The sequence below is a fragment of the Burkholderia sp. MBR-1 genome (genome assembly GCF_013822785.1).
Lineage (GTDB): Bacteria > Pseudomonadota > Gammaproteobacteria > Burkholderiales > Burkholderiaceae > Burkholderia > Burkholderia vietnamiensis.
This window is the reverse complement of record NZ_CP053610.1, coordinates 711,985-737,221: the sequence shown is the minus strand read 5'-3', so window position 1 is coordinate 737,221 and position 25,237 is coordinate 711,985. Positions and strand designations below refer to the sequence as shown.

Here is a 25,237-nt window from a genome sequence, read left to right as displayed (position 1 = left end):
GGAGCCGACGATGACGCAAACGAGCATGACGTTGCGCCGCGCGCTCGTCGGCGCGGCGCTCGCGCTGGGCGTCGCGCTGCCGGCCGCCGCGCAGGCGCACGACGGCGGCGACAACGTGCACGCCATCCTGCAGCAGCCGGTGCCCGAAGCGCCGGGCCGACTCGCGGTGGTCGCGACCGTCGACTACGCGCCCGGTCAGGCATCCGCCGCCCACAAGCATCTCGGCTCGGTGTTCGCGGTCGTGTCGAAAGGCGAAGTGCTGTCGCAGGTGAACGACGGCCCGCTGCGCCGCTACCGCGCCGGCGAAGGCTGGTACGAGCCGCCCGGCTCGCGTCACATGGTGTCGCGCAATGCGAGCGCGACCGAACCGGCGCAGCTGGTGGTGTTCGGGCTGACCGGCGAGCATCAGCCGCTGAAGTCGCCGATCGACCAGTGATCGGGCGCGCCACGCAAAGGCGCGCACCGTAAACGAGAAAACCGGCCCGAAGGCCGGTTTCGTACCGCATGCCGTGAGCGGCGCTCGCGCGCCGCGCGACATCAGAAGCGGTGGATCATGCCGACGCCGGCAGCGATCTGGTTCTGCTTGGAACCTGCGCCCACGCCGTCGCCGATCGACGTCGTTGCTGCCTGGATGACGCCAGTCTTGTTCAGCGTGTTGCCGCTTGCGTGCTGGTAAGCCTCGACTGCGTACAGGCCCGTGCGCTTCGACAGGCTGTAGTACTGCGACAGCGTGACCTGGTGGTACTTGGCCGAGCTCGAGATGCCGTTCGACTGCGTTGCCGCCGTGTACGAGTAGCCTGCCGCGAAGTCCCACTGCGGCGCTGCCTTCCAATGCAGCACGGCGCCTGCCGTGTTGAAGATCGCCGTGTTGCGGAACGCCGAACCGACGCCCGGAACGTACTGGACGTTCGTGTACGACACGGACACGTCCCATGCCGGCGTGAACTGGTAGCCGGCCGTCACACCGAGGCGCTGCTGCGTTTGCGCCGTCTGGTAGCCGCTGTTGATCGACGACACGGCCGGCTGGCCGCCGCTCGTGACCGTCGAGTTGTCGCCCCACACGCCGCCGCCGAGCGTCGAGTTGTTGACCTTCTGGAAGCCGACCGCGATGCCTGCCGGGCCGTTCAGGTACTGGATCGCCGCGCTCCAGGTCGAGCCGCGGTTGAAGCTGCCTGCGACGCCGCCGAGCGAGTACGAACCGCCGACCGTGAAGCCGTAGAACTTCGGCGACATGTAGACGAGCGAGTTGTTCGCGCGGTAGCTGGTGTCGAGCGAGTCGATATCGCCCGGGTGTGCGCCGTAGTAACCGGTCAGCCAGGTCGTCGGGCTATACGGCGACAGCAGCGTGTAGTACGCGGTGTACTGACGGCCGGCCGTCAGCGTACCGTACGTCTGGTTGGTCAGGCCAACCCACGCCTGACGCGTGAAGATGCCGTTCGCCCATTGCGACGAGCCGTTGTTCGCGTTGAACCCGGCTTCCAGTTGGAAAATCGCCTTCGTGCCGCCGCCGAGGTCTTCGCTGCCCTTCAGGCCGAAGCGGCTGCCTGCCCAGATGCCGGTGGCCATCTGCACCTTCGAGTGGCCGCCCGAGGTCGCGCCGGTTCCCGACGAATTGTTCTGCCAAGCGATGGCGTTGTCGACGATACCGTACAGGGTCACGCTGCTCTGAGCGTGGGCTGCGGTTGCGGCTGCGAGACCCGCTGCCGTCATGGCGAAAGCGACGCGCTTTTTCATTGATTCTCCGTCCTCAAAGAATGATTTCTTTTCTGGTGTGGTTTTATGACTGACACATGTGCGAGTACATGCCGGTGCGATTCTGACGGATTACCAATCGTTTCCCAACACGTGCGGTCGGTCATCGTATGATCGACGCAACGCGGTGGTTCACCAAGCGGTTACCTAACACCTGAAAACGCTTACGCAGCGGGCCTTTCCGGCATTTCCCGGTGAAAACCCTAGCTTTACATTTTTACGGCTGTAACGCGACCGCCCGATGTCGTCAGACGCCTTCGGCACATAGTGCCCGGCCGAGGCGCGGACCCTGCCCGAAGACTGATCACACCGCCGCGCAGGATCGCTGACATTCATGACAGCCACATTTCTGAAAACGAAATCGTGAAAACGTTTTTGTACGGAGACGCGCGCTGAATGGAAACGGCCCGCGAGCGCGGGCCGAAGAATGCTGCGGAAGAATGCCGCCGAGCGACGCTGCTGCCGGCTGCCGCCAGCCGGCCGACGGCGGCTCGGCGCGCGTCAGGACGCGCGGCCCGTCTGCGCGAGCCGCGCGTCGACCGCGCCGACGAGCGCGTTCAGGCGCGCACGAACCGCCGCGTTCGAGCCGACGAGCGCGAGCGACGCCGCCATGATCCGGTAGATGCGCTTGCGCGGCACTTTCGCCGGCCGTGCCGGATCGAGCCACGCGTCGTGGTCCGCGAGGCGTTCGAGCGTCTCGAGGCCGATCATGATCGGCCACAGGCACGCCAGCCGCAGCCGCACGAAGCGGCGCGGAATCGCGAGCGTGTACAGGCATGCGTCGCGATACAGGTCGAGCGCCACGCGCAGCAGGTCGACCAGCACGCCGCGCGCACGCGCCGACGCGTGCGGCGCCATCAGTTCGGCGACGCCGACGCCGTGCGCGGCCAGCACGTCGTCCGGCAGATAGCAGCGGCCGATCCGCAGATCCTTCGGGCAATCGCGCAGGATGTTGGTCATCTGCAATGCCTTGCCGAAGCGGATGCCCTTCTCGCGCATGTCCGCGCAGTCCCAGCCGCGCGCGGCGCGCGTGTGCGCGGCCGTCATGTCGGTCCAGAATTCGCCGACGCAGCCGGCGACCAGGTACGTGTAGCGATCGAGCGCGTCGCGCGTCGGCAGCGACGCGACCTGCCCCGACTGCTCGTCGGGGAACGTGCGCAGGTCGAACTCCATCCCCGACGTGAGCGTCGCGACGACCTTGCGGATCGCCGCGCGGTCCGCGTCCGGCTGCACGCGCAGCAGCGCGAGCATCGGCTCCATCGAGCCGAGCAGCACGTGCTCGTGGGAATCGGCCTGCATCCGCGTCACGTCGTCGAGCGAGCGCGACAGCGCCGCGCCGTCGCCGAGCCGCTCGATCTCGTCGCGCAGGCCATTCAGCAGCGTCGCGCGCCGCTCGGGCGCGACCAGCGCGGTGTCGGCGATGGTGTCGGCCGCGCGCGCGAGCAGATAGGCGAGGCCGACGGGTTCGCGCATGCCGTCGGGCAATACGCGCAGCGTCAGGTAGAAGGAGCGGGAAACGTTTTTCAGCAGATCGCCGAGCAGGTAGGCGGGTTCGGTATGAGTCGTCATGGGTCGGTCAGGGTCGGCCGGCGCGGGCGCCGGCCGCCAACCGGCGCCGGGCGCCCGCGCCGGCCCGCGATTCGCCGCACCGCCGCGTGCACGCGAGACGCGGCCCGACGCGGCGATGCAAAAGTCCCGCAAGTTTAGTGCATCCGGCGCGACTGCTGCCGCCGGCGCGGCGACCGAGCGCCGTGCGCGGCCCGCCGCCTCGCCTGCCTCGCCTGCCTCCTGCCTCGCCTGCCCCGCGCTTGCCGCACCGCGCTCAGATCACGCGGAAGTGGTGCGTGCCGTCGCGCTTCAGTTGCTCGACCAGCCCGTACTCCCAGTCGAGATACGCCTGCATCGCCGCGCTCGCATTGTCGGTGCCCTCGTACGGCCGCCGGTAACGGTCGACGCGCGGCGAAGCCAGATGCGTGTCGCCGTGCTCGAGCGGCAGCCCCGCGTCGATCCACGCGGCCGTGCCGCCCGTCAGCACCGAGATGGGCGCGGACGCCGGCAGCAACGCGCGCGCGTCGTCGGCCGCGAAGCGCGCGAGCAGGCTCGACCCGCACGTGAACACGTAGCGCTGCGCAGACGGGATCGCGCGGAGCGCGTCGCGCAGCTGCGCACGCACGACGAACCACGCGCCGGGGATGTGGCGCTTCACGTAGTTGGCGCTGGTCGTCACGTCGACGATCGCGATCTCGCCGGCGCCCGCTTCGCGCAGCCAGCCGGCGAGCGTCGCAGGCGCCACCTCGGCCGCCTGCGGCGCGGCCGGCACGGCGCGCGGCGGCTGGCCGCGCTCGGTGAACGCGGCCGGATCGACCGGTTCGAGCACGCGCACGTCCCAGCCCATCTGCGCGAGCCACGACGCGGTCATGTCGGCGCGCACGCCGTCGTCGTCGGCCAGCACGATCCGCGCGCCGCGCACGGCCGCGTGATGATCGGTCTCCTGCACGAGCTGGCCGCCCGGCGTGCCGAGGAAGCCCGGCAAGTGGCCGGCTTCGTATTCTTCGGGCGTGCGCACGTCGAAGCGGTACAGCGTGCGGCCCGGCTCGTCGAGCGCGGCCAGTTCGGTGAGCGTGATGCGCGGCACGCCGGCGCGCTCGGCCACCGCGCGCGCCGCGCGGCGCGCTTCGTCGCGTTGCGCGGGTTCGACGTCGTCCGGGAAGCGCCGCGCGGCGCCATGCTCGAGCGTCTGTCCCGCGAGCGTCCAGCCGATCGTGCCGTTGCGCAGCGCGGCCACCGGGTTCGGCAGGCCGGCGTTGATCAGCGACTGCGTGCCGATGATGCTGCGCGTACGCCCCGCACAGTTCACCACGACCTGCGTCGCCGGGTTCGGCGCGAGCGCGCGCACGCGCAGCACGAGCTCCGCGCCCGGCACGCTGGTCGAGGTCGGGATGTTCATCGTCTGGTATTCGTCGTAGCGGCGCGCATCGACGATCACGACGTCGGCCTGCGCGTCGATCAGCGCCTGCACTTCCTCGGCGGACAGCGACGGCGTGTGGCGCTCGGCTTCGACCCATTCGCCGAACGCCTTGCTCGGCACGTTGACGTCGATGAACAGCTCGCCGCCGGCCGCGCGCCAGCCCGCGAGGCCGCCGTCGAGCACGCGCACGTCGGTGTAGCCGAGCTGCGCGAGCTTCGCGGCGGCGCGCGGCGCGAGATCCTCGCCGCCGGCTTCGCCGAAGACGACGATCGGCGTGTCGCGGCGCGGAATGCGCGTCCATGCGTCGAGTTCGAGCTTCGACAGCGGCAAGTTGGCGGCCCACAACGGATGGCCCTGTGCGTACGGATCTTCCTCGCGCACGTCGATCAGCGCGAGTTCGTCGCGTGCCAGCAGGCGTGCGCGGACGTCTTCGTACGTCGCGACGGGAAAACGGGAAAGGGAATCGGCGGATTGCGTCACGGTGTCTCGGTCGGATTCGGTTGAAGTCGTTGAAAAGCGAAGCGGGCGTCGGATGGATGCCGGGCGCGCCGGGCGCGGCCCGCCGCGCTGCGGGTCATGCGTTCGAATAGCCGGAGATGAACGGCTTCACGGTGCCGTCGTCCAGGAACACGGCGCGCTCGACCTTGCCGATGTTCGCGCCATAGACGTGGATGCTGATCGACACCTGATCGGCGTACGCATTGGTCACGCGATGGATGTCGCCGATGCGCGGCGACACGGCCTCGACCTCGCCCGGCTGCAGCCGCACTGCGTCGCCCGACGGCACCGGCTTGCCGGTCGGGTCGAGCCGGTACGGCTGCGAAAACTCGCCGCCGCGCAGCATGCCGATCAGCCCCCACACCGTGTGGTTGTGGATCGGCGTGGCCTGGCCGGGGCCCCACACGAAGCTGACGACGGAAAACCGTTCGTCGGGGTCGAGATGCAGCAGGTACTGCCGGTAGCGCTCGGGATCGGGTTGCGCGAACGCGTCGGGCAGCCAGTCGTCGCGCGCGACCAGCGCGGCGAGCAGCGCGCCGCCGTCGTCCAGGATGCGCGCCTCGTTCGCGCCGGACGCGAGCAAGGCGCCCAAGCCTTCGACGAACGGGCGCAGCGGCGTGTGCTGCAACGAAAGCGTACTCATCGGGGTCTCCTCGAATAAAAATGCCCGGCTTGATCGATCGTCATGATGCACCTGGTCGTGCATGCAGAACAAACGTGAAAATCAGCGATATCGATGCTTTGTGGTGGTCGTGCGTTGCCGAACGCCGAACTCGGCCGAGCCGCGCCGCAGCGGGCCTCGGAATCACGCAGCCAGTGATCGCGCAACGCGTGCGAAGTCCCGCGCAAGTCTGCGGCGCCTTCGCCCTGCGCGCCGATGTGGCCGATCGAGCCCGTTCGGCGACGCACGCACGGCGCGGTCCGGCCTGCGCGGTATGCCCCATCGCCGTCCTTACGCATCGCTTCGATCGAATGCCCGCGCAGCGTGCGGCGCGCTGCGCGAACTCGCGGCGTCGCTCGGCGCGTTGCGCGCCGCCGCCGCCGCTGCCGCATCGAGCGCCGCGCGGCCGGCCGCCATCGCGATCGCATCGTCCTGCGGCGTATGCACGCGCCCGCACAGCACGTCGCGATAGTGACGTTCGAGCGGATTGTGGCGGCTCAACCCGTGGTTGCCGGACAGCTTCAACGCATGCTCGACGACGCGGATCGCCTGCTCCGTCACGGTTCGCTTGACGAGGCCGCTCGTCGTCACCGTCGGCGCGTCGCCCGCATCGGTGCGCGCGATGTGCTCGTCGAGCAGCACGCGGTTCGCGTGCAGCCAGCCTTCGATCTCGCCGATGGCCTCCTGCACGCGCGGCAGCGTCGCGAGCGGCGCGCCGAGACCGCTCGGCGCGCGGGTCGTCGCGAACCCGAGCAGCCAGTCGCGCGACGCGCGCGCGACCGCATCGTAGAGACTGCCGAGCAGCGCGACCATCCATGCCTGCTGGTCGGTCTGCGCGTCGATGTCCGCGTGGCTCGCGGCCGACACGGCCCACGCGCCGGGCGCGCGCACGTCGACCGCATGATCGGCGGGCAGCCACACGTCGTCGAACACGACCTCGTGGCTGCCCGACGCGCGCAGGCCCAGATGATCCCAGCTTTCGATCACACGAATCCGCGCGTCGTCGTGCCCGTCGCCGTCGCGCCGCACCAGGAACACGCCGACGCGCGGCTCTGGCTCGTCGGTGCGCGCCCAGACGGCCAGCCAGCGCAGCGCCGGAATCCCGGTGCTGTACAGCTTGTGGCCGGACAGCCGCCAGCCGTCGCCGTCGCGGCGCGCGATCGTCTCCGGCAGCCCGCCGCGCGACGGCGAGCCGAGCGCCGGCTCGACCCGCAACGCGTTGATCAGCGCCCCTTCGTCGACGGCGCTGTCGAACACCGCGCGCCTCACGCGCGCGGGCCAGCGGCTGTCCGCACGGCCGAGCGCGCGATGCTGCAGATACGTCATCGTCAGCACCAGCGCGGTCGCCGGGTCGGCGCGCGCGATCGCGGCGACGATGCGGCTCGCCTGCGCGAGCGTCGCGCCCGCGCCGCCATGCTCGCGCGGCACGACCTGCGCGATCAGGCCGGCGCGATGCAGCCGCGCGAAGTTCTCGTGCGGGAAACGGCCGTCGACGTCGTTGCGCGCGGCGTCGGCGGCGAGTTCGGGCGCGAGCCGCTCGAGCAACGCGGCGACGCGTGCATCGTCGGCGGGCAGATGACGCAGTGACGATTGCGCCGGAAGCGGCGCGGAAGCAGCAAGGCTGGCGGACATCGGTACGGTTTCCCTTCGGTGACGGGTAGCGGGGCAGCGTTGGATCGACGCGCGAGCGCCGTGCCCGCGCCGACGGCCGTCTGCGCGCCGACTTCGCCGCTCGGCATGCGTGCGCGCCGACCGTTTGCGCCCGTGCGGCAGCAAGCCCGCACAAGCGCCGGCAGACGCCCTGTCGATCCATTCGGAGCGCACAGCGTATGCGCAGCATGGTGCCCGCCCAAACCATGCAAATCTGATATTGAAATCGGCAATCGTTATTTCCGTTGCGCCTGATCCGGACGGTAATCTGCGCTGCATTCCTGCCCCGCCGGCCGCAGCTGGCACGGCGGGCCTTCCTTGCATCGGAGACCGAGATGAGCGTTGAATTCATCGGCATGATCCAGAGCCAGAAGCAGTCGGAAATTCATCCGGCCACTGGCCCGGCCGTCGACCCCGACTACGTGCGCGACTTCGCGCGCGCCCATGAAACGGCCGGCTTCGACCGAATTCTCGTCCCGCATCACTCGACCAGCCCGTCCGCGACGCTGACGATCGCGTTCGCCGCCGCCGCGACCGAGCGCATTCACTTCATGCTCGCGCATCGTCCCGGCTTCATCGCGCCGACGCTCGCCGCGCGGGAGATCGCGACGCTCGACCAGTTCAGCCGCGGCCGCCTCGCCGTGCACTTCATCTCGGGCGGCTCCGACAGCGAGCAGCAGCGCGACGGCGATTTCCTCGACCACGACGCACGCTATGCGCGCACCGACGAATATCTCGGCATCCTGCGCCGCATCTGGACCGAGTCGCAGCCGTTCGATCACGACGGCGCGCACTATCGCTTCAGGCAGGGCTACTCGGAAGTGAAGCCGCACCAAAAGCCGCACGTGCCGATCTATTTCGGCGGCGCGTCGGAAGCGGCGCTCGCGGTCGCCGGCAAGCACGCGGACGTCTATGCGCTGTGGGGCGAATCGCTCGACCAGGTGCGCGACCTCACGACCCGCGTGCGCGCCGAAGCCGCGAAACACGGCCGGCAGGTGCGCTTCTCCGTGTCGTTCCGGCCGATCCTCGCGGCCACCGAGGACGAAGCGTGGGCGCGCGCCCACCGGATCCTCGACGAAACGCGCCGGCTGCGCGACGCCGCGGGCCTCGGCACCGGCGACCCGCAGCAGAGCGAAGGCGCGCGGCGTCTGCTCGCGGCGGCCGAGCGCGGCTCGCGCGTCGACAAGCGGCTGTGGACCGAGATCGCGAAACTCACCGGCGCGCGCTCGAATTCGACCGCGCTGGTCGGCACACCCGAGCAGGTCGCCGACGCGTTGCTCGACTACTACGACCTCGGCGTGACGACGTTCCTGATCCGCGGCTTCGATCCGCTCGAGGACGCGCTCGACTACGGCCGCGAACTGATCCCGCGCGTGCGCAGCGGCGTCGCCGCCCGCGACGCCGCGCGCCGCGCCGCCTGACGCACGGAGACCATCGCCATGTCCGCCGTCCTGTCTTCCACGTCGCGCACGCGCACCGCGTCGGGCCTCGTGCTCGCCGAGGCGCCGCGCCAGCACTTCTGGTTCGATCCGCCGGCCCCGCGCATCGACGTCGCCGCCGAGCGCCGCCACCGTCAGGAGCGGCTCGCGGCCGCGTTCCGCCTGTTCGCGCGCTTCGGCTTCGCGGCCGGGCTCGCCGGCCACATCACCGCGCGCGATCCGGAGCTGCCCGACCACTTCTGGGTGAATCCGCTCGGCGTGCATTTTTCGCAGATCAAGGTGTCGGACCTGCTGCTCGTCAACGCGCGCGGCGAAACCGCGATCGGCAGCCGGCCGCTGAACAAGGCCGCGTTCGCGATCCACGCGGCGATTCACGACGCGCATCCGCATCTCGTCGCGGCCGCCCATACGCATTCGACCTACGGCAAGGCGTGGTCGACGCTCGGCCGCCCGCTCGATCCGCTCACGCAGGACGCGTGCGCGTTCTACGAGGACCACGCGCTGTTCGACGACTTCACGGGAATGGTCGTCGACACCGGCGAAGGCGCGCGCATCGCCGATGCGCTCGCGCGGCCCGACGGCTCCACGCACAAGGGCGTGATCCTGAAGAACCACGGCATCCTGACGGCCGGCCCGAGCGTCGAGGCGGCCGCGTGGTGGTACATCGCGCTCGACAACGCCGCGCATACGCAGTTGCTGGCCGAAGCGGCCGGCACGCCGCAACCGATCGATCACGCGACCGCGCGGCACACGCACGGCCAGATCGGCGGCCCGGACGGCGCGTTGCACGCGTTCGACAGCCTGTTCCAACGCGTCGTCGCCGACGAACCCGACCTGCTCGACTGAGCGCCCTTGCGCACGACCGGAACCGGAGACCACACGAATGACCGATACCACCGCACCCGCGCCGGCCGGCGCCCCTAGCGACAAGCGTCGCCGGCTGCTGCGCGCGGCTGGCGCCGTCGCGCTGGCCGCGCCCGCGATCACACTGGGCCGCAAGGCCTGGTCCGCGGCGCCGCTGAAAAAGCTCACGTTCGCATGGAACCAGAACGCGTTCTGCCTGACGCCGATCGTCGTCGCGCAGGAACGCGGCTTCTTCGAGAAGAACGGGCTGAAGGTCGACCTGATCAACTACAGCGGCTCGACCGACCAGCTGCTCGAAGCGATCGCGACCGGCAAGGCCGACGCCGCGGTCGGGATGATCCATCGCTGGCTCAAGCCGCTCGAAGCCGGCTTCGACGTGAAGATCATCGGCAGCTCGCACGGCGGCTGCGTGCGGCTCGTCGGCGCGAAGGCGGCCGGCGTCACGACGCTGCAGGCGCTGAAGGGCAAGACGGTCGGCGTCAGCGATCTCGCCGCGCCCGGCAAGCACTTCTTCTCGATCCTGCTCGCGAAGAACGGCATCGACCCCGAGCGCGACATCACGTGGCGCCAGTATCCGGCCGACCTGCTCGGCGTCGCCGTCGACAAGGGCGAGATCCAGGCGATCGCCGACGGCGACCCGAACCTCTACCTGCTCGAAAAGCGCAGCAACGGCGCGTATGCGGAACTGGCGACGAACCTGTCCGGCGAATACGCGCGCAAGGTGTGCTGCGTGATCGGCGCGCGCGGCGAACTGGTGCGCAACGATCGGCCGGCGGCGGCCGCGCTCGCGCGCTCGATCGTGCAGGCCACCGAATACACGCACGACAACCCGAACGAAGCCGCGAAGGTGTTCGCGAAGTATTCGCCGAAGATCAGCCCCGACGACCTGCGCAAGCTGTACGCGACGCTGACCTACACGCACCATCCGACCAACGTCGACCTGCAGCAGGAAATCGCGTTCTATGCGGACGATTTCCGCCGCATCAACGTGCTGAAGAAAAGCACCGACCCGCAGCGCTTCGCGCAGCAGGTCTATGCGAACGTGCTGGGGTGAGCCGATGTCGACGATCGAACCCGCCTCCGCCGCACGCCGCGCGTCCATCGCGGGCGCACCCGCCGCCGCCACGTCCGCGGCCGGCTGCACGGCCTGCGACGCGACGCTCGCCGCCGAAGCGCGCCGCGCGCGCAACTGGCCGACCGGCGTCGCCGCCGCGCTCGCGTGGAGCGCGCTCGGCGCGCTGACGCGGCTGTGGCCCAACCGCATCGCCGGTTTCAGCGACTGGGCGTATACCGACGCGTTCGGCGCCGCCGCATGGGCGATCGCCGCGCTGCTGCTGCTCGCCGCGACGCTCGGCCAGCGCGTGCCGGCCACGCGCGCGCAGCTCGCCCGCGTGCGGCCGGCCGGCCCGTGGCTCGTCGCGCTGCCGCTCGTGCTCGCCGCGTGGGAGGTCGCGACCGCGAAAACCGCGTGGCTGCCGACGCCGTTCTTCGCGCCGCCGCAGGCGCTCATCGAGGTCTACGTCGACGACTGGCCGCGCCTCGCCGGCAGCGCCGCCAACACGCTGAAGCTGCTGTCGCTCGGCTTCGCGTACGGCGTCGCGGTCGGGTTCGCGGTCGGCGTGTCGATCGGCTGGTCGCGCCGCATCGGCTACTGGGTGCATCCGGTACTGCGCGTGCTGGGGCCGGTGCCGGCCACCGCGCTGCTGCCGCTCACGTTCTACTTCTTCCCGACCAGCTATTCGGCCGCCGCGTTCCTGATCGCGCTGGCAACCGGCTTCCCGGTCGCGGTGCTGACGTGGTCGGGCGTCGCGAGCGTGAATCGGCAGTACTACGACGTCGCCCGCACGCTCGGCGCGAACGCCCGCTTCCTGGTGTTGCGCGTCGCGATTCCGGCCGCGCTCCCTCACGTGTTCGTCGGCATCTTCATGGGGCTCAGCGCATCGTTCACGGTGCTCGTCGTGGCCGAGATGATGGGCGTCAAGTCGGGGCTCGGCTGGTATCTGAGCTGGGCGCAGGGCTGGGCATCGTACGTGAACATGTATGCGGCGCTGATCGTGATGGCGCTGCTGTTTTCCGGGCTGATCGCGCTGCTGTTCGCCGTGCGCGACCGCGTGCTCGCCTGGCAGAAAGGAACCGTCAAATGGTAAGCGCCGCCGCTGTGGAACCGCTCGCCGCGACCACGCCCGTCGCCGGAAACGCCACGCCGCCGCGCGGCGCGCGCATCGACATCCGCCGCGTCAGTCATGCGTTCGACGGCCCCGGCGAGCCGCTGCCGGTGCTCGACGACGTCACGCTGTCGGTCGCCGCCGGCGAGTTCGTCGCGCTGCTCGGGCCGAGCGGCTGCGGGAAATCGACGCTGCTGCGGCTCGTCGCCGGGCTCGATGCCGCGCGGCAAGGCACGATCGCGCAGGACGGCGTGCCGATCGAGCAGCCCGACCCGTCGCGGATCGTCGTGTTCCAGGACCCGACGCTCTACCCGTGGCGTCGCGTGCGCGCCAACGTCGCGCTCGGCCTCGAAGCGCGCGGCGTCGCGCGCCGCGCCCAGCATCGCGTCGACGATGCGCTGGCGCGCGTCGGGCTGCAGGAATTCTCGAACGCGTTTCCGCATCAGCTGTCGGGCGGGATGGCCCAACGCGTCGCGCTGGCGCGCGCGCTCGTCAATGATCCGCGCCTGCTGATCCTCGACGAGCCGCTCGGCAAGCTCGATTCGCTGACGCGCCTGACCATGCAGGCCGAGCTCACCGCGCTGTGGCAACGCGACGGCTTCTCGGCGCTGCTCGTCACGCACGATGTCGAGGAGGCGCTGTTCCTCGCCCAGCGCGTGATCGTGTTCGGGCCGCGGCCGGCGCGCATCGTCGCGGAGCTGCGCGTCGACCTGCCCTATCCGCGCCATCGCGGCGATCCGCGGCTCGCCGAGCTGCGCCACGACGCGCTGCGGCATCTCGGACTCGATGCGAGCTGGTAGATGCACGGCGTCGCTCGCCGAACCGGCGCTTTGCCTCGACACGCGCGGCGCGGATGAACGCGCTGCCGTTTGCCGATTGGGCGCTGCGGTTCCTGCAACTGCTGTATCGCGCGCAGCTCGCGTGTGCCCAAACGCTCCATGCGCTGGGCCTGACCGGCGACGCCGACGGCCAGGCCGCGTGGCCGTGGGCGCAGCGGGTCGCGCTCGAAACGCTGCGCATCGACGCCGGCCTCACGCGGCAGCTTGCGTTCGCCGTCGCGGCGACCGTGTTCGCCGCGGCGCTCGGCTGCGTCGCGATCGCGAGCCGCAAGTACCGTGCGGCCGCGTCGATCGCCGCGCTCGCCGGGGCTTGCTTCGCGCCGTGGCCGCCGGCTTCGCTGTGGCTCGCGCCCGCCGTGCCGACCAGCTTCCAGCGCAATCCCGAACCGTTTTCCGTCGCGAACGTGATGCACGGCGCGCGCCTGTATGGGCAGCATTGCGCGGCCTGTCATGGTGCGGACGGCCGCGGCGAGGGACCGCTCGCGGCGACGCTCGCGCATTGGCCGCCGACCTTCGCGGGCGCGCTGCTCGCGCGGCGGCTGGACGGCGAACTGTACTGGCGCGTGCGCCACGGCACCCGCGACGCGCACGGCGCGACCTCGATGCCGGGCTTTGCGGCGACGCTCGGGCCGGCCGACACGTGGGCGGTACTCGATTACCTGAAAGCGCTGTCGGCCGGCAGCGGTGCGCGCGCCGAGGGCGCGTGGCCCGTGCCCGTCCCGCTGCCGGCGCTCGACGTGCGCTGCGGCGATGCGGCGCCGCAGCCGCTCGCGCGCTGGCGCGACGGCCAGCGCGTGCGGATCGTCGCGCTCGCCGCGGGCGCCACGCCGCCTCGCGAGGATCCGCGCTGGCAGACGCTGATCTTGACCGGCGACGACGCTCGTACGTCAGCCGCACCGAACGCGCCGGCCGGCGCGCGCGCGAACTGCGTCGCGACGACGGCCGGCGCCTGGCAGGCGTTCGCGACGATCGCGGGCGTGCCGCCCGCTGCGTTCGGCGGCACGCAGCTGCTCGCCGACCGGCGCGGCTGGCTACGCGCTCGCGCGTTGCCGGGCAGCGCCGGCTGGTCCGCCGACGACCTGCTATGCCGCGCGCAGACGAGCACGCGCCCGTCCGACGCCGCCGCAAACGCCGATCCGCTGACCGCGCTGCTGCTGCGCGTGGACAGCGAGCCCGTGCAGGACGTGCAGGCCGGGCTGCCGCATTGACACCCCGAACCGTTTCTCCGCCCGAACCGAACCGACCCGACGATGAATCCGAACCGACGCCACTTCCTCGCGCAGGCCAGCGCACTCGCCGCCACCTTCGGCACCGCGCCGGCCATCCTCCATGCGCAATCGGGCACGCGGCCGCTGCTGCGCGCCGGCGACCAGAAAGGCGGGCTGCGCGCGCTGCTCGAAGCAGCCGGCGAGTTGAACGGCGTCGCCTACGACATCGCGTGGACCGAGTTTCCGGCCGCCGCGCCGCTCGCCGAAGCGCTGAACGCGGCGGCCGTCGACTGCGGGCCGATCGGCGACGCACCGGTGATCTTCGCGCTCGCGTCGGGCGCGCGCCTCAAGGTGATCGGCGCGAACCGCTCGGACCCGTACGGCACCGCGGTGCTCGTGCGGCCCGACGCAGCGCTGAAAGACGCGGCCGATCTGAAGGGCAAGCGCATCGGCACCACGCGCGGCTCGATCGGCCATTTCGTCACGCTGAAGGCGCTCGATGCGGCCGGCCTGCCGCCCGACGCCGTGTCGTTCCGCTTCCTGCCGCCGGCCGACACGATGCTTGCGCTCGCCACCGGATCGATCGACGCATGGGCGACGTGGGAACCGTACACCGCGCTCGCCGAAACGAGCGGCCGCGCGCGCGTGCTCGTCAACGGCCGCGGGCTGTGGTCGGGCCTCAGCTACATCGCGGCCACCGATGCCGCGATCGCGGCGAAGCGCGACGTGCTGCGCGACTTCGTGCAACGCGTGGTGCGTGCGCAGGCGTGGTCGTACCGGCACGTCGACGCGTATTCCGCGACGCTCGCGCGCATCATCGGCATCCCGCCGGCGGCGGCAAAGCTGCAGTTCGAGCGGCGCAACACGCGCTGGCAACCGATCGACGCGGCGGTGATCGCGCAGCAGCAGCGCACCGCCGATTTCTATCTGAAGGCCGGGCTACTGCGTGAGCCGCTCGACGTGCGCGCGACGTTCGACCGCGGCTTCCCGCTCGCGTGACCGGCCGGCGCCGCGCGCGCAGGCAGGCAGGTGCAGGCAAACACGCGAGCAACCGTCCAAACGGCCGGCGCACGATCTGGCACAATCGCGATTCGCCCATCCCGTGTTTGCCAGCCAGCGTCATGCCAGCCATTTCAGAACTGTTCGTCTACCCGATCAAATCCTGCGCCGGCATCGCGCTGCCGCGCGCGCAATTGCTGGAGACGGGCCTCGCGTACGATCGCCACTGGCTGATCACCACACCCGACGGGATGATGATCACGCAGCGCACGCATCCGCGGCTCGCGCTGATCCGCACGGCGCTCGAGCACGACGCGCTGGTGCTGAACGCGCCGGGCATGCCCGAGATCCGCACGCCGCTCGACGGCGATGCGACGCCCGCCACGCCCGCGATGGCGGCGACCGTGTGGCGCGACACCGTCGACGCGATCGACACGGGCGCCGAGACGGCCGCATGGCTCACGCAATTCGTCGGTACGCCGTTGAAGCTCGCCCGCTTCGGCGACGGCGCGCGCCGCGGCTGCAACCGCAAATGGACCGGCGACGTCGATACCCACACGCAGTTCGCCGACGGCTATCCGCTGCTCGTGATCGGCCAGTCGTCGCTCGACGACCTGAACGCGCGGCTCGCCGCGAAAGGCGCGCCCGCGATTCCGATGAACCGCTTCCGCCCGAACCTCGTCGTGTCGGACCTCGATGCGTACGAGGAAGACTTCGTCGAGCATCTCGACGCGGCCGGCGCGACGCCCGTGCGGCTGCGCCTCGTGAAGCTGTGCACGCGCTGCCCGATCCCGACGATCGACCAGGCGAGCGGCGAGCCGAACCCGCAATGGCCGCACGAGCCGACCGACACGATGCAGACGTATCGCGCGAACCCGAACTTCGACGGTGCGCTGACGTTCGGCATCAACGCGATCGTCGTCGCGGGCGCGGGCGCATGGCTCGAAGTCGGGCAGGCGCTCGACGCGCAACTGGGGTTCGGGGACTGAGGGGAAGTGGACGCGTCGCTCGTGGCGCGTCGGTTTTGCTGCTGCTCGGCGCCAACGTTCGTTTGTAGCGCCGCCTTCTGACGCGCCGGTTCCGAGGCTCGTTCGTAACGGCCGCCTCAGCCGCTCGGCCTCCACCACCAGTCCCTACCCCGCCTCCGGCAACACCGGCAGCCACACCGTCACGATCAATCCCCCGCCGTCCGCATCGGCGAGCGTCACGCTGCCTCGATGCACGCGCGCGATCTCGCGCACGATCGACAGCCCGAGCCCGGTGCCCTCGATCGTCTGCGTGGTGCTGCCGCGATGAAAGCGTTCGAACACCGCATCGCGCTCGCCGGCCGGAATGCCCGGCCCGTCGTCGATCACGTCGAGGCGCGCGCGCGCGCCGTCGCGCGACACGCGCACGGTGATCACCGCGCGGTCGCCCGCGTAGCGGATCGCGTTGTCGATCAGGTTGCCGATCAGTTCGCCGAGCAGGTCCGGCTGACCGAGTACGTCGACGTCGGCGTCGTGCTCGAAGCCGAGGTCGATGTCGCGCGCACGCGCGACCGGCGACCAGTCGAGCGTCGCGCTGCGGGCGATCCGGTGCAGCGCGACCGGCTGATGCGCGACCGCGTGGCCGCTGTCCGAATCGAGCCGCGACAGCGACAGCAATTGCTGGACGATCTTCGCCGCCTGCCGCACGGCGCCGTTCGCGCGCCGCAGATGCGCAGTCGCGCGCGGCTGCTCGTCGGGCCGCAGCGCCAGTTCGACACCCGCCTGCACGGCGGCGAGCGGCGTCTTCAGCTGATGGGCGGCATCCGCGAAGAAACGCCGCCGCGCCAGTTGCATCCGCTGCGTGCGCGCGATGTACAGATTGATCGACTCGACCAGCGGCGCGAGTTCGCTCGGCATGCCGGCCGTGTCGAGCGGCGTCGGATCGCCGTCGCTGCGCGCGGCGACCGTCGCCGACAGCCGGTTCAGCGGTCGCAGCCCGCGCCCGACGCCGAGCCACACGATCCCGAGCGCCAGCACGACGAGCAGCCCTTCCTGCAGCAGCGACCCGGTCAGGATCTCGCGCGCGAGCGCCTGGCGCGCCTCGATCGTCTCGCCGACCATCACCCACACGATGCGCGTCTGCGCGCTCGGCACGTCGTGGACGGGCACGCGCAGCGCGGCCATCCGCAACTGCTCGCCGCGATACACGACGTCGTAGTACTGCGTGACGAACAGCGCGCCGCCGCGCGGCGGCAGCGGCAGGTCCGGGTAGCCGGTGATCGTGCGGCCGCGATCGTCGCGGATCAGGTAGTAGATCTTGCCGCCGTCCCCGGACTCGAACATCTCGAGCGCGAGATACGGCAGGTCGACCTCGATCTCGCCGTCGTTGAGCCGCACGCCTTCCCGGATCGACTTCAGCGACGACGACAGCGTGCGGTCGAACGCGACGTGCGCGGCGCTCATCGCGCGCTGGTAGGTGAGCCACGAGTCGAGCGCGAGCAGGCCGAGCAGCGGCAGCAGCAGCCACAGCGCGACCTGCGTGCGCAGGTTCGGGCGGATCGTCACGCCGCCGCCCGCGGATGCGTCGGCGCGCGCCTCATGCGGCGGCCTTCGCTTCGAGCAGGTAGCCGAGCCCGCGCAGCGTGACGATCGCGACGCCGGTGTTCTCCAGCTTTTTCCGCAGCCGGTACACGTAGATCTCGATCGCGTCCGCGTTCACCGACTCGTCGAGCCCGAAGATCTTCTCCGACAGCGTCTCCTTGTTGATCGCGCGGCCGTTGCGCAGGATCAGCACCTCCAGCACCGAGCGTTCGCGCGGCGTGAGCGACAGCGCTGCGCCGGCGAGCTGGAAGCTGCGGTCGACGCTGTCGTACGCGAGCGGCCCGCATTCGATCCGCGAGTGCTCGTGGCCGAGGCTGCGCCGGATCAGCGCGCGGGCGCGCGCTTCCAGCTCCGTCAGTTCGAACGGCTTGGCCAGATAATCGTCGGCGCCGAGATCGAGCCCCTTCACGCGGTCCTCGACCGAACCGTGCGCTGTGAGAATCAGCACCGGCACCGGATTGCGACGCGCGCGCAAGCGGCGCAGCACCTCGAGCCCGTCGAGCTTCGGCAGCCCGAGATCGAGGATCACCAGCGCGTAGTCCTGCGTGCGCAGCACGTGATCGGCGGCTTCGCCGTCCGCCATGTGATCGACCGCGAAGCGCGCGGCGCTCAGCGCGTCGTGCAGCGACTGCGCGAGGTTCGGGTTGTCTTCGACGAGCAGCACACGCATTCGGATTCCGTAAGGTCAGCGACAGGCCGCTACATTACATGATCCTTTCCGCGCCGACGCTTCGCGCAAATACCGGTTGCGCGCCCGCGCAGCCGCGCCCGCAGCCCCATCGTCTCCGGGAAATCCATGACCCGCCGGACGCGATTGCTCAAGAAAATGAAAGCAGGCTGAAAGTGCCGCGCAATTAACATCCGCGTCACTCGAACCACACACGCATCACTGGAGGAAGACATGCCGTTTGCACCGAAGCCGCTCGCCGCCGCGCTGGCACTCGTCGCGGGCACCGCCGTCGCACAGGTTCCCGCCGGATATCCGGGCAGCTATCAGGGCGTCGTGGACGCCGCGAAGAAGGAAGGCAAGCTGATCGTCTACTCGACCACCGACACGGGCCTCGTGCGCCCGCTGATCAAGGACTTCGAAAGCCTGTACGGCGTGAAGGTCGAATACAACGACATGAACAGCACCGAGCTGTACAACCGCTACATCAGCGAGAACGCCGCCAGCAGCACGAGCGCCGACGTGCTGTGGAGCTCCGCGATGGACCTGCAGGTGAAGCTCGTCAACGACGGCCTGATGGCGTCGTACGATTCGCCCGAAAGCCAGCACGTGCCGCAATGGGCGCAATACCAGAAGCAGGCGTACGGCACGACGTTCGAGCCGCTCGCGATCGTCTACAACAAGCGCCTGATCCCCGAGAACGAGGTGCCGAAGACGCGCGCCGACCTGATCCGGCTGCTCACGACGCAGGCCGACAAGTTCAAGGGCAAGGTCACGACCTACGACATCGAGAAGTCCGGCGTCGGCTTCAACTACCTGACGCAGGACGCGCACGTGAACGAAAAGGTCACGTGGGAGCTGGTGAAGGCGATCGGCGCGACCGGCCCGAAACTGCAGTCGAGCACGGGCGCGATGATGGAGCGCATCTCGTCCGGCGAGAACCTGATCGGCTACAACATCATCGGCTCGTATGCATACGCGAAGGCGAAGAAGGACAAGTCGATCGGCTACGTGTTTCCGAAGGACTACACGCAGGTCGTGAGCCGCCTCGCGACGATCTCGAAGAAGGCGAAGAACCCGAACGCCGCGAAGCTGTGGGTCGACTATCTGCTGTCGAAGCGCGGCCAGACGCTGATCGCGAACCAGGCGAACCTGTATGCGATCCGCACGGACGTCGCCGGCGAAACGTCGGCCGCGAGCCTCACGAAAGAGCTCGGCGACTCGCTGAAGCCGATCCAGATCGGCACCGGCCTGCTCGTGTATCTCGACCAGTCGAAGCGGCTCGCATTCCTGAAGCAATGGCAGCAGGCGATCAAGCGCTGATCCGCTGATGCGCTGACCCGCCGAGCCCCGGCCGCCCGCTGAAAATGCCGCGGGCCGGCCGCTTCCCGTTACCGACTTTCCGTAGGCGGCCATCCGGATGGCCGCAGGGGTGTACTCATGCTTTCAACCAGCACACGGGCAACGACGCCGGCCGTTGCGCGCACCACCGGCCCCGGCGACGCGATCCCCGCGCTCCCGGCCAACGGCCTGCAGCCGCTCGCCGGCATGCTGCGCTGGATCGTCGTCGCGGTGCTGACCATCGCGGTCGCGCTGCCGCTCGGCTTCATCCTGTTCCAGAGCCTGCTCACCGCGCCGTTCTTCGACGCGAACAAGACGCTCGGCGTCGAAGGCTTCCGCTTCATCTTCGCCGATCCCGATTTCTGGTCGGCCGTGAAGAACTCGTTCATCATCGCCGGCGGGATGCTGTTCATCTCGATCCCTCTCGGCGGCATCCTGGCGTTCGTGATGGTGCGCACCGACCTGCCCGGCCGCCGCTGGCTCGAGCCGCTGCTGCTCACGCCGGTGTTCGTGTCGCCGATGGTGCTCGCGTTCGGCTACGTCGTCGCGGCCGGCCCGGTCGGTTTCTACTCGGTCTGGTTCCGGCAGCTGTTCGGCGTGCAGGACGTGCCGTGGAACGTGTACTCGATCCTCGCGATCACGGTGATCGTCGGCCTCACGCACGTGCCGCACGTGTACCTGTACTCGTCGGCGGCGCTGCGCAATCTCGGCTCGGACGTCGAGGAAGCCGCACGCGTGACGGGCGCACGTCCGTTCCGCGTCGCGCTCGACGTGAGCCTGCCGATGACGATGCCCGCGCTGCTGTTCGCCGGCGTGCTGGTGTTCTTCCTCGGCTTCGAGGTGTTCGGGCTGCCGCTCGTGCTCGGCGACCCCGAAGGCCACCTCGTGCTCGCCACCTACCTGTACAAGCTGACCAACAAGCTCGGCGTGCCGTCGTATCACCTGATGGCCGCCGTCGCGGTGTGCATCGTCGCGATCACGTTTCCGCTGGTGCTGCTGCAGCGCCGGCTGCTGAAGACGGCGAACCGCTTCGTCACCGTCAAGGGCAAGGCCGGCCGCTCGACCGTGCTGCCGCTCGGCGCATGGCGCTGGGTCGCGCTCGCGATCGTCGCGCTGTGGCTCGCGCTGACCGTCATCGTGCCGATCTCCGGCATCGTGCTGCGCGCGTTCGTGACCAACTGGGGCGAAGGCGTGCCGCTCGCCGACGTGCTGACGCTGGCGAACTTCGTCGAACTGTTCGAGCAGGACAACCTCGTGCGCGCGATCGTCAACACGCTCGGCATCGGCGTGATCGGCGGCGCGCTCGCGGTCGGCTTCTACTCGCTGGTCGCGTTCGCGGGTCATCGCCGCCACGACTGGGCGACCCGGCTGCTCGACTACCTCGTGCTGCTGCCGCGCGCGGTGCCGGGCCTGCTCGCCGGCCTCGCGTTCCTGTGGATCTTCCTGTTCGTGCCGGGCCTGCGCGAGCTGAAGAACTCGATGTGGAGCATCTGGATCGCGTACACCGTCGTGTGGCTCGCGTACGGGATGCGGCTGATCCAGAGCGCGCTGCTGCAGGTCGGCCCGGAACTCGAGGAAGCCGGCCGCAGCGTCGGCGCGACGCGCAGCCGCGTGTCGCTCGACGTGACGCTGCCGCTCGTGCGCTTCGGGCTGCTCGCCGCGTGGCTGCTGATCTTCATGATCTTCGAGCGCGAATACTCGACGGCCGTCTACCTGCTGTCGCCCGGCACCGAAGTGATCGGCGCGCTGCTCGTGTCGCTGTGGGCGACCGGCGCCGTCGACCAGGTCGCCGCACTGTCTGTCATCAACATCGCGATGGTCGGCGCCGGACTCGGCGTGGCCCTGCGCTTCGGAGTGAAACTTCATGGATAAGCTCATCGTCGACGACCTGCATCTCAGCTACGGCGCCAACCCGATCCTCAACGGCGTGTCGTTCGAACTGAAGGCCGGCGAAGTCGTGTGCCTGCTCGGCGCGTCGGGCAGCGGCAAGACCACGCTGCTGCGCGCGGTGGCCGGCCTCGAACAGCCGTCCGGCGGGCGCATCCAGCTCGACGGCCGCGTGTTCTTCGACGGCGCGCAGCGCATCGACCTGCCCGTCGAACAGCGCTCGCTCGGCCTCGTGTTCCAGTCGTACGCGCTGTGGCCGCACCGCACCGTCGCCGACAACGTCGGCTACGGGCTCAAGCTGCGCCGCGTGGCGGCTGCCGAACAGAAGCGCCGCGTGCAGGCCGCGCTCGACCAGCTCGGCCTCGGTCATCTGGCCGGACGCTTCCCGCATCAACTGTCGGGCGGCCAGCAGCAGCGCGTCGCGATCGCGCGCGCGCTCGTCTACAACCCGCCGGTGATCCTGCTCGACGAGCCGCTGTCGAACCTCGACGCGAAGCTGCGCGAGGAAGCGCGGGCGTGGCTGCGCGAACTGATCGTGTCGCTCGGGCTGTCGGCGCTGTGCGTGACGCACGACCAGACCGAGGCGATGGCGATGTCCGACCGCATCCTGCTGCTGCGCAACGGCCGCATCGAGCAGGAAGGCACGCCGGCCGAGCTGTACGGCGCACCGCGCTCGCTGTACACGGCCGAATTCATGGGCAGCAACAACCGGATCGATGCGCGCGTCGCGGCCGTCGACGGCGAGCGCGTGACGCTGGCCGGCGACGGCTGGCAGCTGCAGGCGCTCGCGCGCGACACGTTCGCGCCCGGCCAGCCCGCGCAGGCCGTGATCCGGCTCGAACGCGTGCAGGTCGTCGACGGCCCCGGCGCGAACCGGCTGCAGGCCGATCTCGTCACGTCGATGTATCTCGGCGATCGCTGGGAATACCTGTTCCATCGCGGCGACATGCGGCTGCGCGCGTTCGGCCACGCACCGCGCGCGGCGGGCGCGCACTGGATCGAATTCCCGGCCAACGACTGCTGGGCGTTCGCGAAGGCGGGCTGACACGCCTGCGGCGGCCCGCGCGCCGCCGCATCCCCCACCCGTTCCACCCCGTTTCAACCCGCATGCGGCGCGCGCTCCCCGGCGTGCGCCGCGTGCCGCTGCGCGCCGCGCATCCGTTTCACCGAACCCACAACGAACCAGGAGACACCGTCAATGAAGTCATGCGTTCAACGTTTCGCCCGCACCGCCCGCGTGAGCGTGCCGGCCCTCGCGGTCGGCGTCGCGGCCGGCGCCGTGCACGCGCAGTCGTCGGTCACGCTGTACGGGATCATGGACGCCGGCATCGAATACGCGAATCACGCGGCGCCGGACGGCGGCGATTCGTTCAAGCTCAAGTCGGGCAACAAGAACACGTCGCGCTGGGGCCTGCGCGGCGTCGAGGATCTCGGCGGCGGGCTGAAAGCCGTGTTCCGCCTCGAAAGCGGGATCGACCTCGCGAACGGCGCGTCGGACGACGGCCCCGACGCGATCTTCGCGCGCCGCGCGACCGTCGGCCTGAAAGGCAAATGGGGCGAGGTATCGCTCGGGCGCAACTTCACCGTCACCTACGACTACATGCTGCCGTTCGACCCGATGGGCTACGCACAGAACTACTCGTGGGCGACGTCGTCGATGGCGACGGGCGCGCGCAAGGACGGGCTGTTCACGCGCGCGTCGAACGCCGTGCGCTACGACGGCGAGTTCGGCGGCTTCCGGTTCGGCGCGCTGTACGGCTTCGGCAACGTGCCGGGCAGCGTGAAGACCAGTTCGAAGTACGACTTCGCGCTCGGCTACGAGGCCGGCCCGTTCGCGGCGGTCGTCACGTTCGACCGGCAGAACGGCGCGGCCGACAGCGTCACGCCGGCCGATACCGTCAACTACGTTCAGGGCATACACGCGGGCGTCAGCTACGACTTCGGCAGCCTGAAAACGATGGCCGGCTATCGCAACTACCGCCGCACCTACCACACGCGCGCCGCGAACCAGCTGAGCGACATGATGTGGGTCGGCGGCACGTACCAGTTCACGCCGACGTTCTCGATGATCGCCGCCGTCTATCACCAGAACATCAAGGGCGGCAGCGACGCCGATCCGACGCTGGTGTCGGTGCGCGCGAACTACGCGCTGTCGAAGCGCACGGTGCTGTATGCGGCCGGCGCGTTCGCGATCGCGCAGCATGGCGAGAAGGTCGGCGTGTCGCGCGATGTCGCCGGATACGGGACGACGCAGGTCGGCGTGACGGCGGGGATTCAGCAGCGCTTCTGACGCGGATCCGGCCCGCGGCGCGGCTCGAGGGCGAGACGCGCCGCGGGCGCCGGCGTCGATGCCGATGCCGGTGCGAGCACTCGACGGCCGGGACGCGTTCGATGCGCGCCGTGCTCCCGCTTTATCGATCGCGCATCACGAACACCGTGCGCGTCCGGCTGTCCGTATCGGCCCAATGCTCGCCGACCGCGGCAAGCGGCACGGTGCGCGTGTCGATCGACAGCGCCGCCGGCGCGGCCGCGTCGAACACGCCGCGGATCGCCGCGAGCAGACGCGGCATCGGCACGCTGCCGAGGCCGCTGCCCATCAGCTCGATCGCCGTCGCGCGCAGCACGGCGCCCGGCAGCGAGACGTCGGCGCCGCCGATCGAGCCGATCTGCACGAAACGCAGCCGGCGCCCTTCGTCCGTCGCATTCGCCGCGGCGACGAGCCCCGCGCGGGCGCTGCCGCCCCACAGATAGTCGAGCACGACGTCCACGCCGGCGCGAAAATGCGGCTCCAGCGCGCGCACCAGCTCGGCGTCGTCCTGCCGCAACGACACGACCGCATCCGCGCCGGCGTCCAGCAGCGCATCGAGCGCAGCCGGATCGCGCCCGGTCGCGATCACCTTCGCGGCGCCCAGATACTTCGCGATCCGCACGGCGAGCCGGCCCGAGGTGCCGGTCGCGCCGTTCACGAGCACCGTCTCGCCGGCGGCAAGCCGCGCGCGTTCGGTCAGCGCGGCCCACGACGACATGCCGGGGATCGCGAGCGCCGCCGCCGAGACGTCGTCGAGATCGTCCGGCAGCGGCACCCAGCGGTCGTCGGGCACGATCGTGCGTTCGGCCATCGCGCCGAACGGAGCGGGCGCGCCGAAGAAGTACACGCGCCGGCCGTCGTCCGTGCGTCCGACGCCATCGACGCCGACGACGAACGGATAGCGACCGCTCGACGAATAATGCGTGCCCGCCGCCCGCCCCTGCGCGAGGCGGCTCAGCGCAGATGCCGCCACGGCCACCAGCCGATGGCCGGGCAGCGCGCGCGGCGCGTCGAACTCCATATACACCGGACGCTCGCCGGCGCCCGTGACGACTGCAGCTTTCATGTTCACTCCTTGAATCGGGATGGCGGCCGAGGTTGCGCGCCGGTCATCGGGCGGCGAGCCACGCGCGCAGCGCGGCGTCGCGCACCTCCAGCACGTCGAACAGGCCGAGCGCGCGCAACGTCGGCAACGCGGCGATCGTGTCCGCTTCCGCACGCGCGCGCTCGGCCGGCTCCGCATGCGGGTCGGCCAGCACGCGCGCATTGATCAGAAACGCCGCGACCGTGCCCTTGCGGATCGTCGTTCCGCACGCGTCGATCTGGTCGGCATGGTCGGGAAGGACCTGTTCGGCTCGCATCGTGCAGCACTCCCTTGGGTTGTCGATGCGCCCAATGTACGCGTGCAGCGCCGGCCAATCTCC

22 protein-coding genes are annotated in these 25,237 nt (G+C 70.3%); 13 read left to right on the top strand and 9 right to left on the bottom strand.

Features of this window, described 5'->3' with window-relative positions; translation table 11 throughout:
- The first annotated feature begins 10 nt into the window (after positions 1-10).
- Positions 11-436, top strand: coding sequence for a cupin domain-containing protein (locus tag MBR110_RS18080; protein WP_011882115.1), 426 nt, complete (start codon positions 11-13; stop codon positions 434-436).
- A 101-nt stretch (positions 437-537) separates the two neighbouring features.
- Here MBR110_RS18080 and MBR110_RS18075 read toward each other — a convergent pair whose 3' ends face one another.
- From MBR110_RS18075 to MBR110_RS18055, 5 genes are all read right to left on the bottom strand, one after another.
- On the bottom strand, positions 538-1,734 hold the full coding sequence (locus tag MBR110_RS18075; RefSeq protein ID WP_045578045.1) for a porin: 1,197 nt from the start codon (positions 1,732-1,734) through the stop codon (positions 538-540).
- 519 nt (positions 1,735-2,253) lie between these two features.
- On the bottom strand, positions 2,254-3,321 hold the full coding sequence (locus MBR110_RS18070) for a phytoene/squalene synthase family protein (RefSeq protein WP_181709459.1): 1,068 nt from the start codon (positions 3,319-3,321) through the stop codon (positions 2,254-2,256).
- Between the two features lie 253 nt (positions 3,322-3,574).
- On the bottom strand, positions 3,575-5,200 hold the full coding sequence (locus MBR110_RS18065; protein ID WP_181709458.1) for a rhodanese-related sulfurtransferase: 1,626 nt from the start codon (positions 5,198-5,200) through the stop codon (positions 3,575-3,577).
- Between the two features lie 94 nt (positions 5,201-5,294).
- A complete protein-coding gene (locus MBR110_RS18060; protein WP_014724967.1) occupies positions 5,295-5,861 on the bottom strand; it encodes a cysteine dioxygenase in 567 nt (188 codons plus the stop codon).
- Between the two features lie 309 nt (positions 5,862-6,170).
- Positions 6,171-7,511, bottom strand: coding sequence for an acyl-CoA dehydrogenase family protein (locus MBR110_RS18055; protein WP_014724969.1), 1,341 nt, complete (start codon positions 7,509-7,511; stop codon positions 6,171-6,173).
- Positions 7,512-7,864: 353 nt separating this feature from the next.
- Here MBR110_RS18055 and MBR110_RS18050 point away from each other — a divergent pair, with 353 nt between their 5' ends.
- The 8 genes from MBR110_RS18050 (at position 7,865) to MBR110_RS18015 (ending at position 16,032) form a co-directional block, all read left to right on the top strand.
- A complete protein-coding gene (locus tag MBR110_RS18050) occupies positions 7,865-8,950 on the top strand; it encodes an LLM class flavin-dependent oxidoreductase (RefSeq protein ID WP_014724970.1) in 1,086 nt (361 codons plus the stop codon).
- A gap of 18 nt (positions 8,951-8,968) precedes the next feature.
- Complete coding sequence (locus tag MBR110_RS18045) at positions 8,969-9,814, top strand: class II aldolase/adducin family protein (protein ID WP_045578050.1); 846 nt, start codon at positions 8,969-8,971, stop codon at positions 9,812-9,814.
- Positions 9,815-9,851: 37 nt separating this feature from the next.
- Positions 9,852-10,886: an ABC transporter substrate-binding protein gene (locus MBR110_RS18040; protein ID WP_014724972.1), complete on the top strand. Its 1,035-nt coding sequence runs from the start codon at positions 9,852-9,854 to the stop codon at positions 10,884-10,886.
- 4 nt (positions 10,887-10,890) lie between these two features.
- Positions 10,891-11,979, top strand: a complete 1,089-nt coding sequence (locus MBR110_RS18035) for an ABC transporter permease (protein WP_131754157.1) — start codon at positions 10,891-10,893, stop codon at positions 11,977-11,979.
- On the top strand, positions 11,973-12,797 hold the full coding sequence (locus MBR110_RS18030; RefSeq protein ID WP_069263590.1) for an ABC transporter ATP-binding protein: 825 nt from the start codon (positions 11,973-11,975) through the stop codon (positions 12,795-12,797). The genes MBR110_RS18035 and MBR110_RS18030 overlap by 7 nt, the downstream gene beginning before the upstream one ends.
- A 53-nt stretch (positions 12,798-12,850) precedes the next feature.
- Positions 12,851-14,044 (top strand): c-type cytochrome, encoded by a 1,194-nt coding sequence (locus MBR110_RS18025; protein ID WP_059474309.1) that lies wholly within the window; start codon positions 12,851-12,853, stop codon positions 14,042-14,044.
- A 42-nt stretch (positions 14,045-14,086) separates the two neighbouring features.
- Positions 14,087-15,043, top strand: a complete 957-nt coding sequence (locus MBR110_RS18020; RefSeq protein WP_059474308.1) for an ABC transporter substrate-binding protein — start codon at positions 14,087-14,089, stop codon at positions 15,041-15,043.
- 122 nt (positions 15,044-15,165) lie between these two features.
- Positions 15,166-16,032 carry an MOSC domain-containing protein gene (locus MBR110_RS18015; protein ID WP_011882102.1) on the top strand — a complete coding sequence of 289 codons (867 nt, stop codon included), beginning with the start codon at positions 15,166-15,168 and terminating at the stop codon, positions 16,030-16,032.
- Between the two features lie 144 nt (positions 16,033-16,176).
- On the opposite strand, the gene MBR110_RS18010 is transcribed toward MBR110_RS18015, so the two are convergent.
- Positions 16,177-17,574, bottom strand: coding sequence for a sensor histidine kinase (locus tag MBR110_RS18010; protein WP_060044460.1), 1,398 nt, complete (start codon positions 17,572-17,574; stop codon positions 16,177-16,179).
- A 31-nt stretch (positions 17,575-17,605) separates the two neighbouring features.
- Positions 17,606-18,280 carry a response regulator gene (locus MBR110_RS18005; RefSeq protein ID WP_011882100.1) on the bottom strand — a complete coding sequence of 225 codons (675 nt, stop codon included), beginning with the start codon at positions 18,278-18,280 and terminating at the stop codon, positions 17,606-17,608.
- A gap of 231 nt (positions 18,281-18,511) precedes the next feature.
- Between MBR110_RS18005 and MBR110_RS18000 the strand changes: the two genes are divergently transcribed.
- The 4 genes from MBR110_RS18000 to MBR110_RS17985 all read left to right on the top strand — a co-directional run bounded on the left by MBR110_RS18000 (position 18,512) and on the right by MBR110_RS17985 (position 23,795).
- On the top strand, positions 18,512-19,600 hold the full coding sequence (locus MBR110_RS18000; RefSeq protein WP_011882099.1) for an ABC transporter substrate-binding protein: 1,089 nt from the start codon (positions 18,512-18,514) through the stop codon (positions 19,598-19,600).
- A gap of 117 nt (positions 19,601-19,717) precedes the next feature.
- Positions 19,718-21,490 carry an ABC transporter permease gene (locus MBR110_RS17995; protein WP_014724978.1) on the top strand — a complete coding sequence of 591 codons (1,773 nt, stop codon included), beginning with the start codon at positions 19,718-19,720 and terminating at the stop codon, positions 21,488-21,490.
- Complete coding sequence (locus MBR110_RS17990; RefSeq protein WP_181709457.1) at positions 21,483-22,550, top strand: ABC transporter ATP-binding protein; 1,068 nt, start codon at positions 21,483-21,485, stop codon at positions 22,548-22,550. Before MBR110_RS17995 ends, MBR110_RS17990 begins: the two co-directional genes overlap by 8 nt.
- 153 nt (positions 22,551-22,703) lie before the next feature.
- On the top strand, positions 22,704-23,795 hold the full coding sequence (locus MBR110_RS17985) for a porin (RefSeq protein WP_014724980.1): 1,092 nt from the start codon (positions 22,704-22,706) through the stop codon (positions 23,793-23,795).
- 121 nt (positions 23,796-23,916) lie between these two features.
- Here MBR110_RS17985 and MBR110_RS17980 read toward each other — a convergent pair whose 3' ends face one another.
- On the bottom strand, positions 23,917-24,879 hold the full coding sequence (locus tag MBR110_RS17980; protein WP_181709456.1) for a quinone oxidoreductase family protein: 963 nt from the start codon (positions 24,877-24,879) through the stop codon (positions 23,917-23,919).
- Between the two features lie 43 nt (positions 24,880-24,922).
- Positions 24,923-25,174: a hypothetical protein gene (locus MBR110_RS17975; RefSeq protein ID WP_059890604.1), complete on the bottom strand. Its 252-nt coding sequence runs from the start codon at positions 25,172-25,174 to the stop codon at positions 24,923-24,925.
- Between the last annotated feature and the right edge of the window lie 63 nt (positions 25,175-25,237).

Coding starts and splice junctions, on each gene's coding strand:
- MBR110_RS18080 (WP_011882115.1), top strand. CDS start 11: ATGACGCAAACGAGCATGACGTTGCGCCGCGCGCTCGTCGGCGCGGCG.
- MBR110_RS18075 (WP_045578045.1), bottom strand. CDS start 1,734: ATGAAAAAGCGCGTCGCTTTCGCCATGACGGCAGCGGGTCTCGCAGCC.
- MBR110_RS18070 (WP_181709459.1), bottom strand. CDS start 3,321: ATGACGACTCATACCGAACCCGCCTACCTGCTCGGCGATCTGCTGAAA.
- MBR110_RS18060 (WP_014724967.1), bottom strand. CDS start 5,861: ATGAGTACGCTTTCGTTGCAGCACACGCCGCTGCGCCCGTTCGTCGAA.
- MBR110_RS18055 (WP_014724969.1), bottom strand. CDS start 7,511: ATGTCCGCCAGCCTTGCTGCTTCCGCGCCGCTTCCGGCGCAATCGTCA.
- MBR110_RS18050 (WP_014724970.1), top strand. CDS start 7,865: ATGAGCGTTGAATTCATCGGCATGATCCAGAGCCAGAAGCAGTCGGAA.
- MBR110_RS18045 (WP_045578050.1), top strand. CDS start 8,969: ATGTCCGCCGTCCTGTCTTCCACGTCGCGCACGCGCACCGCGTCGGGC.
- MBR110_RS18040 (WP_014724972.1), top strand. CDS start 9,852: ATGACCGATACCACCGCACCCGCGCCGGCCGGCGCCCCTAGCGACAAG.
- MBR110_RS18035 (WP_131754157.1), top strand. CDS start 10,891: ATGTCGACGATCGAACCCGCCTCCGCCGCACGCCGCGCGTCCATCGCG.
- MBR110_RS18030 (WP_069263590.1), top strand. CDS start 11,973: ATGGTAAGCGCCGCCGCTGTGGAACCGCTCGCCGCGACCACGCCCGTC.
- MBR110_RS18025 (WP_059474309.1), top strand. CDS start 12,851: ATGAACGCGCTGCCGTTTGCCGATTGGGCGCTGCGGTTCCTGCAACTG.
- MBR110_RS18020 (WP_059474308.1), top strand. CDS start 14,087: ATGAATCCGAACCGACGCCACTTCCTCGCGCAGGCCAGCGCACTCGCC.
- MBR110_RS18015 (WP_011882102.1), top strand. CDS start 15,166: ATGCCAGCCATTTCAGAACTGTTCGTCTACCCGATCAAATCCTGCGCC.
- MBR110_RS18005 (WP_011882100.1), bottom strand. CDS start 18,280: ATGCGTGTGCTGCTCGTCGAAGACAACCCGAACCTCGCGCAGTCGCTG.
- MBR110_RS18000 (WP_011882099.1), top strand. CDS start 18,512: ATGCCGTTTGCACCGAAGCCGCTCGCCGCCGCGCTGGCACTCGTCGCG.
- MBR110_RS17995 (WP_014724978.1), top strand. CDS start 19,718: ATGCTTTCAACCAGCACACGGGCAACGACGCCGGCCGTTGCGCGCACC.
- MBR110_RS17990 (WP_181709457.1), top strand. CDS start 21,483: ATGGATAAGCTCATCGTCGACGACCTGCATCTCAGCTACGGCGCCAAC.
- MBR110_RS17985 (WP_014724980.1), top strand. CDS start 22,704: ATGAAGTCATGCGTTCAACGTTTCGCCCGCACCGCCCGCGTGAGCGTG.
- MBR110_RS17980 (WP_181709456.1), bottom strand. CDS start 24,879: ATGAAAGCTGCAGTCGTCACGGGCGCCGGCGAGCGTCCGGTGTATATG.
- MBR110_RS17975 (WP_059890604.1), bottom strand. CDS start 25,174: ATGCGAGCCGAACAGGTCCTTCCCGACCATGCCGACCAGATCGACGCG.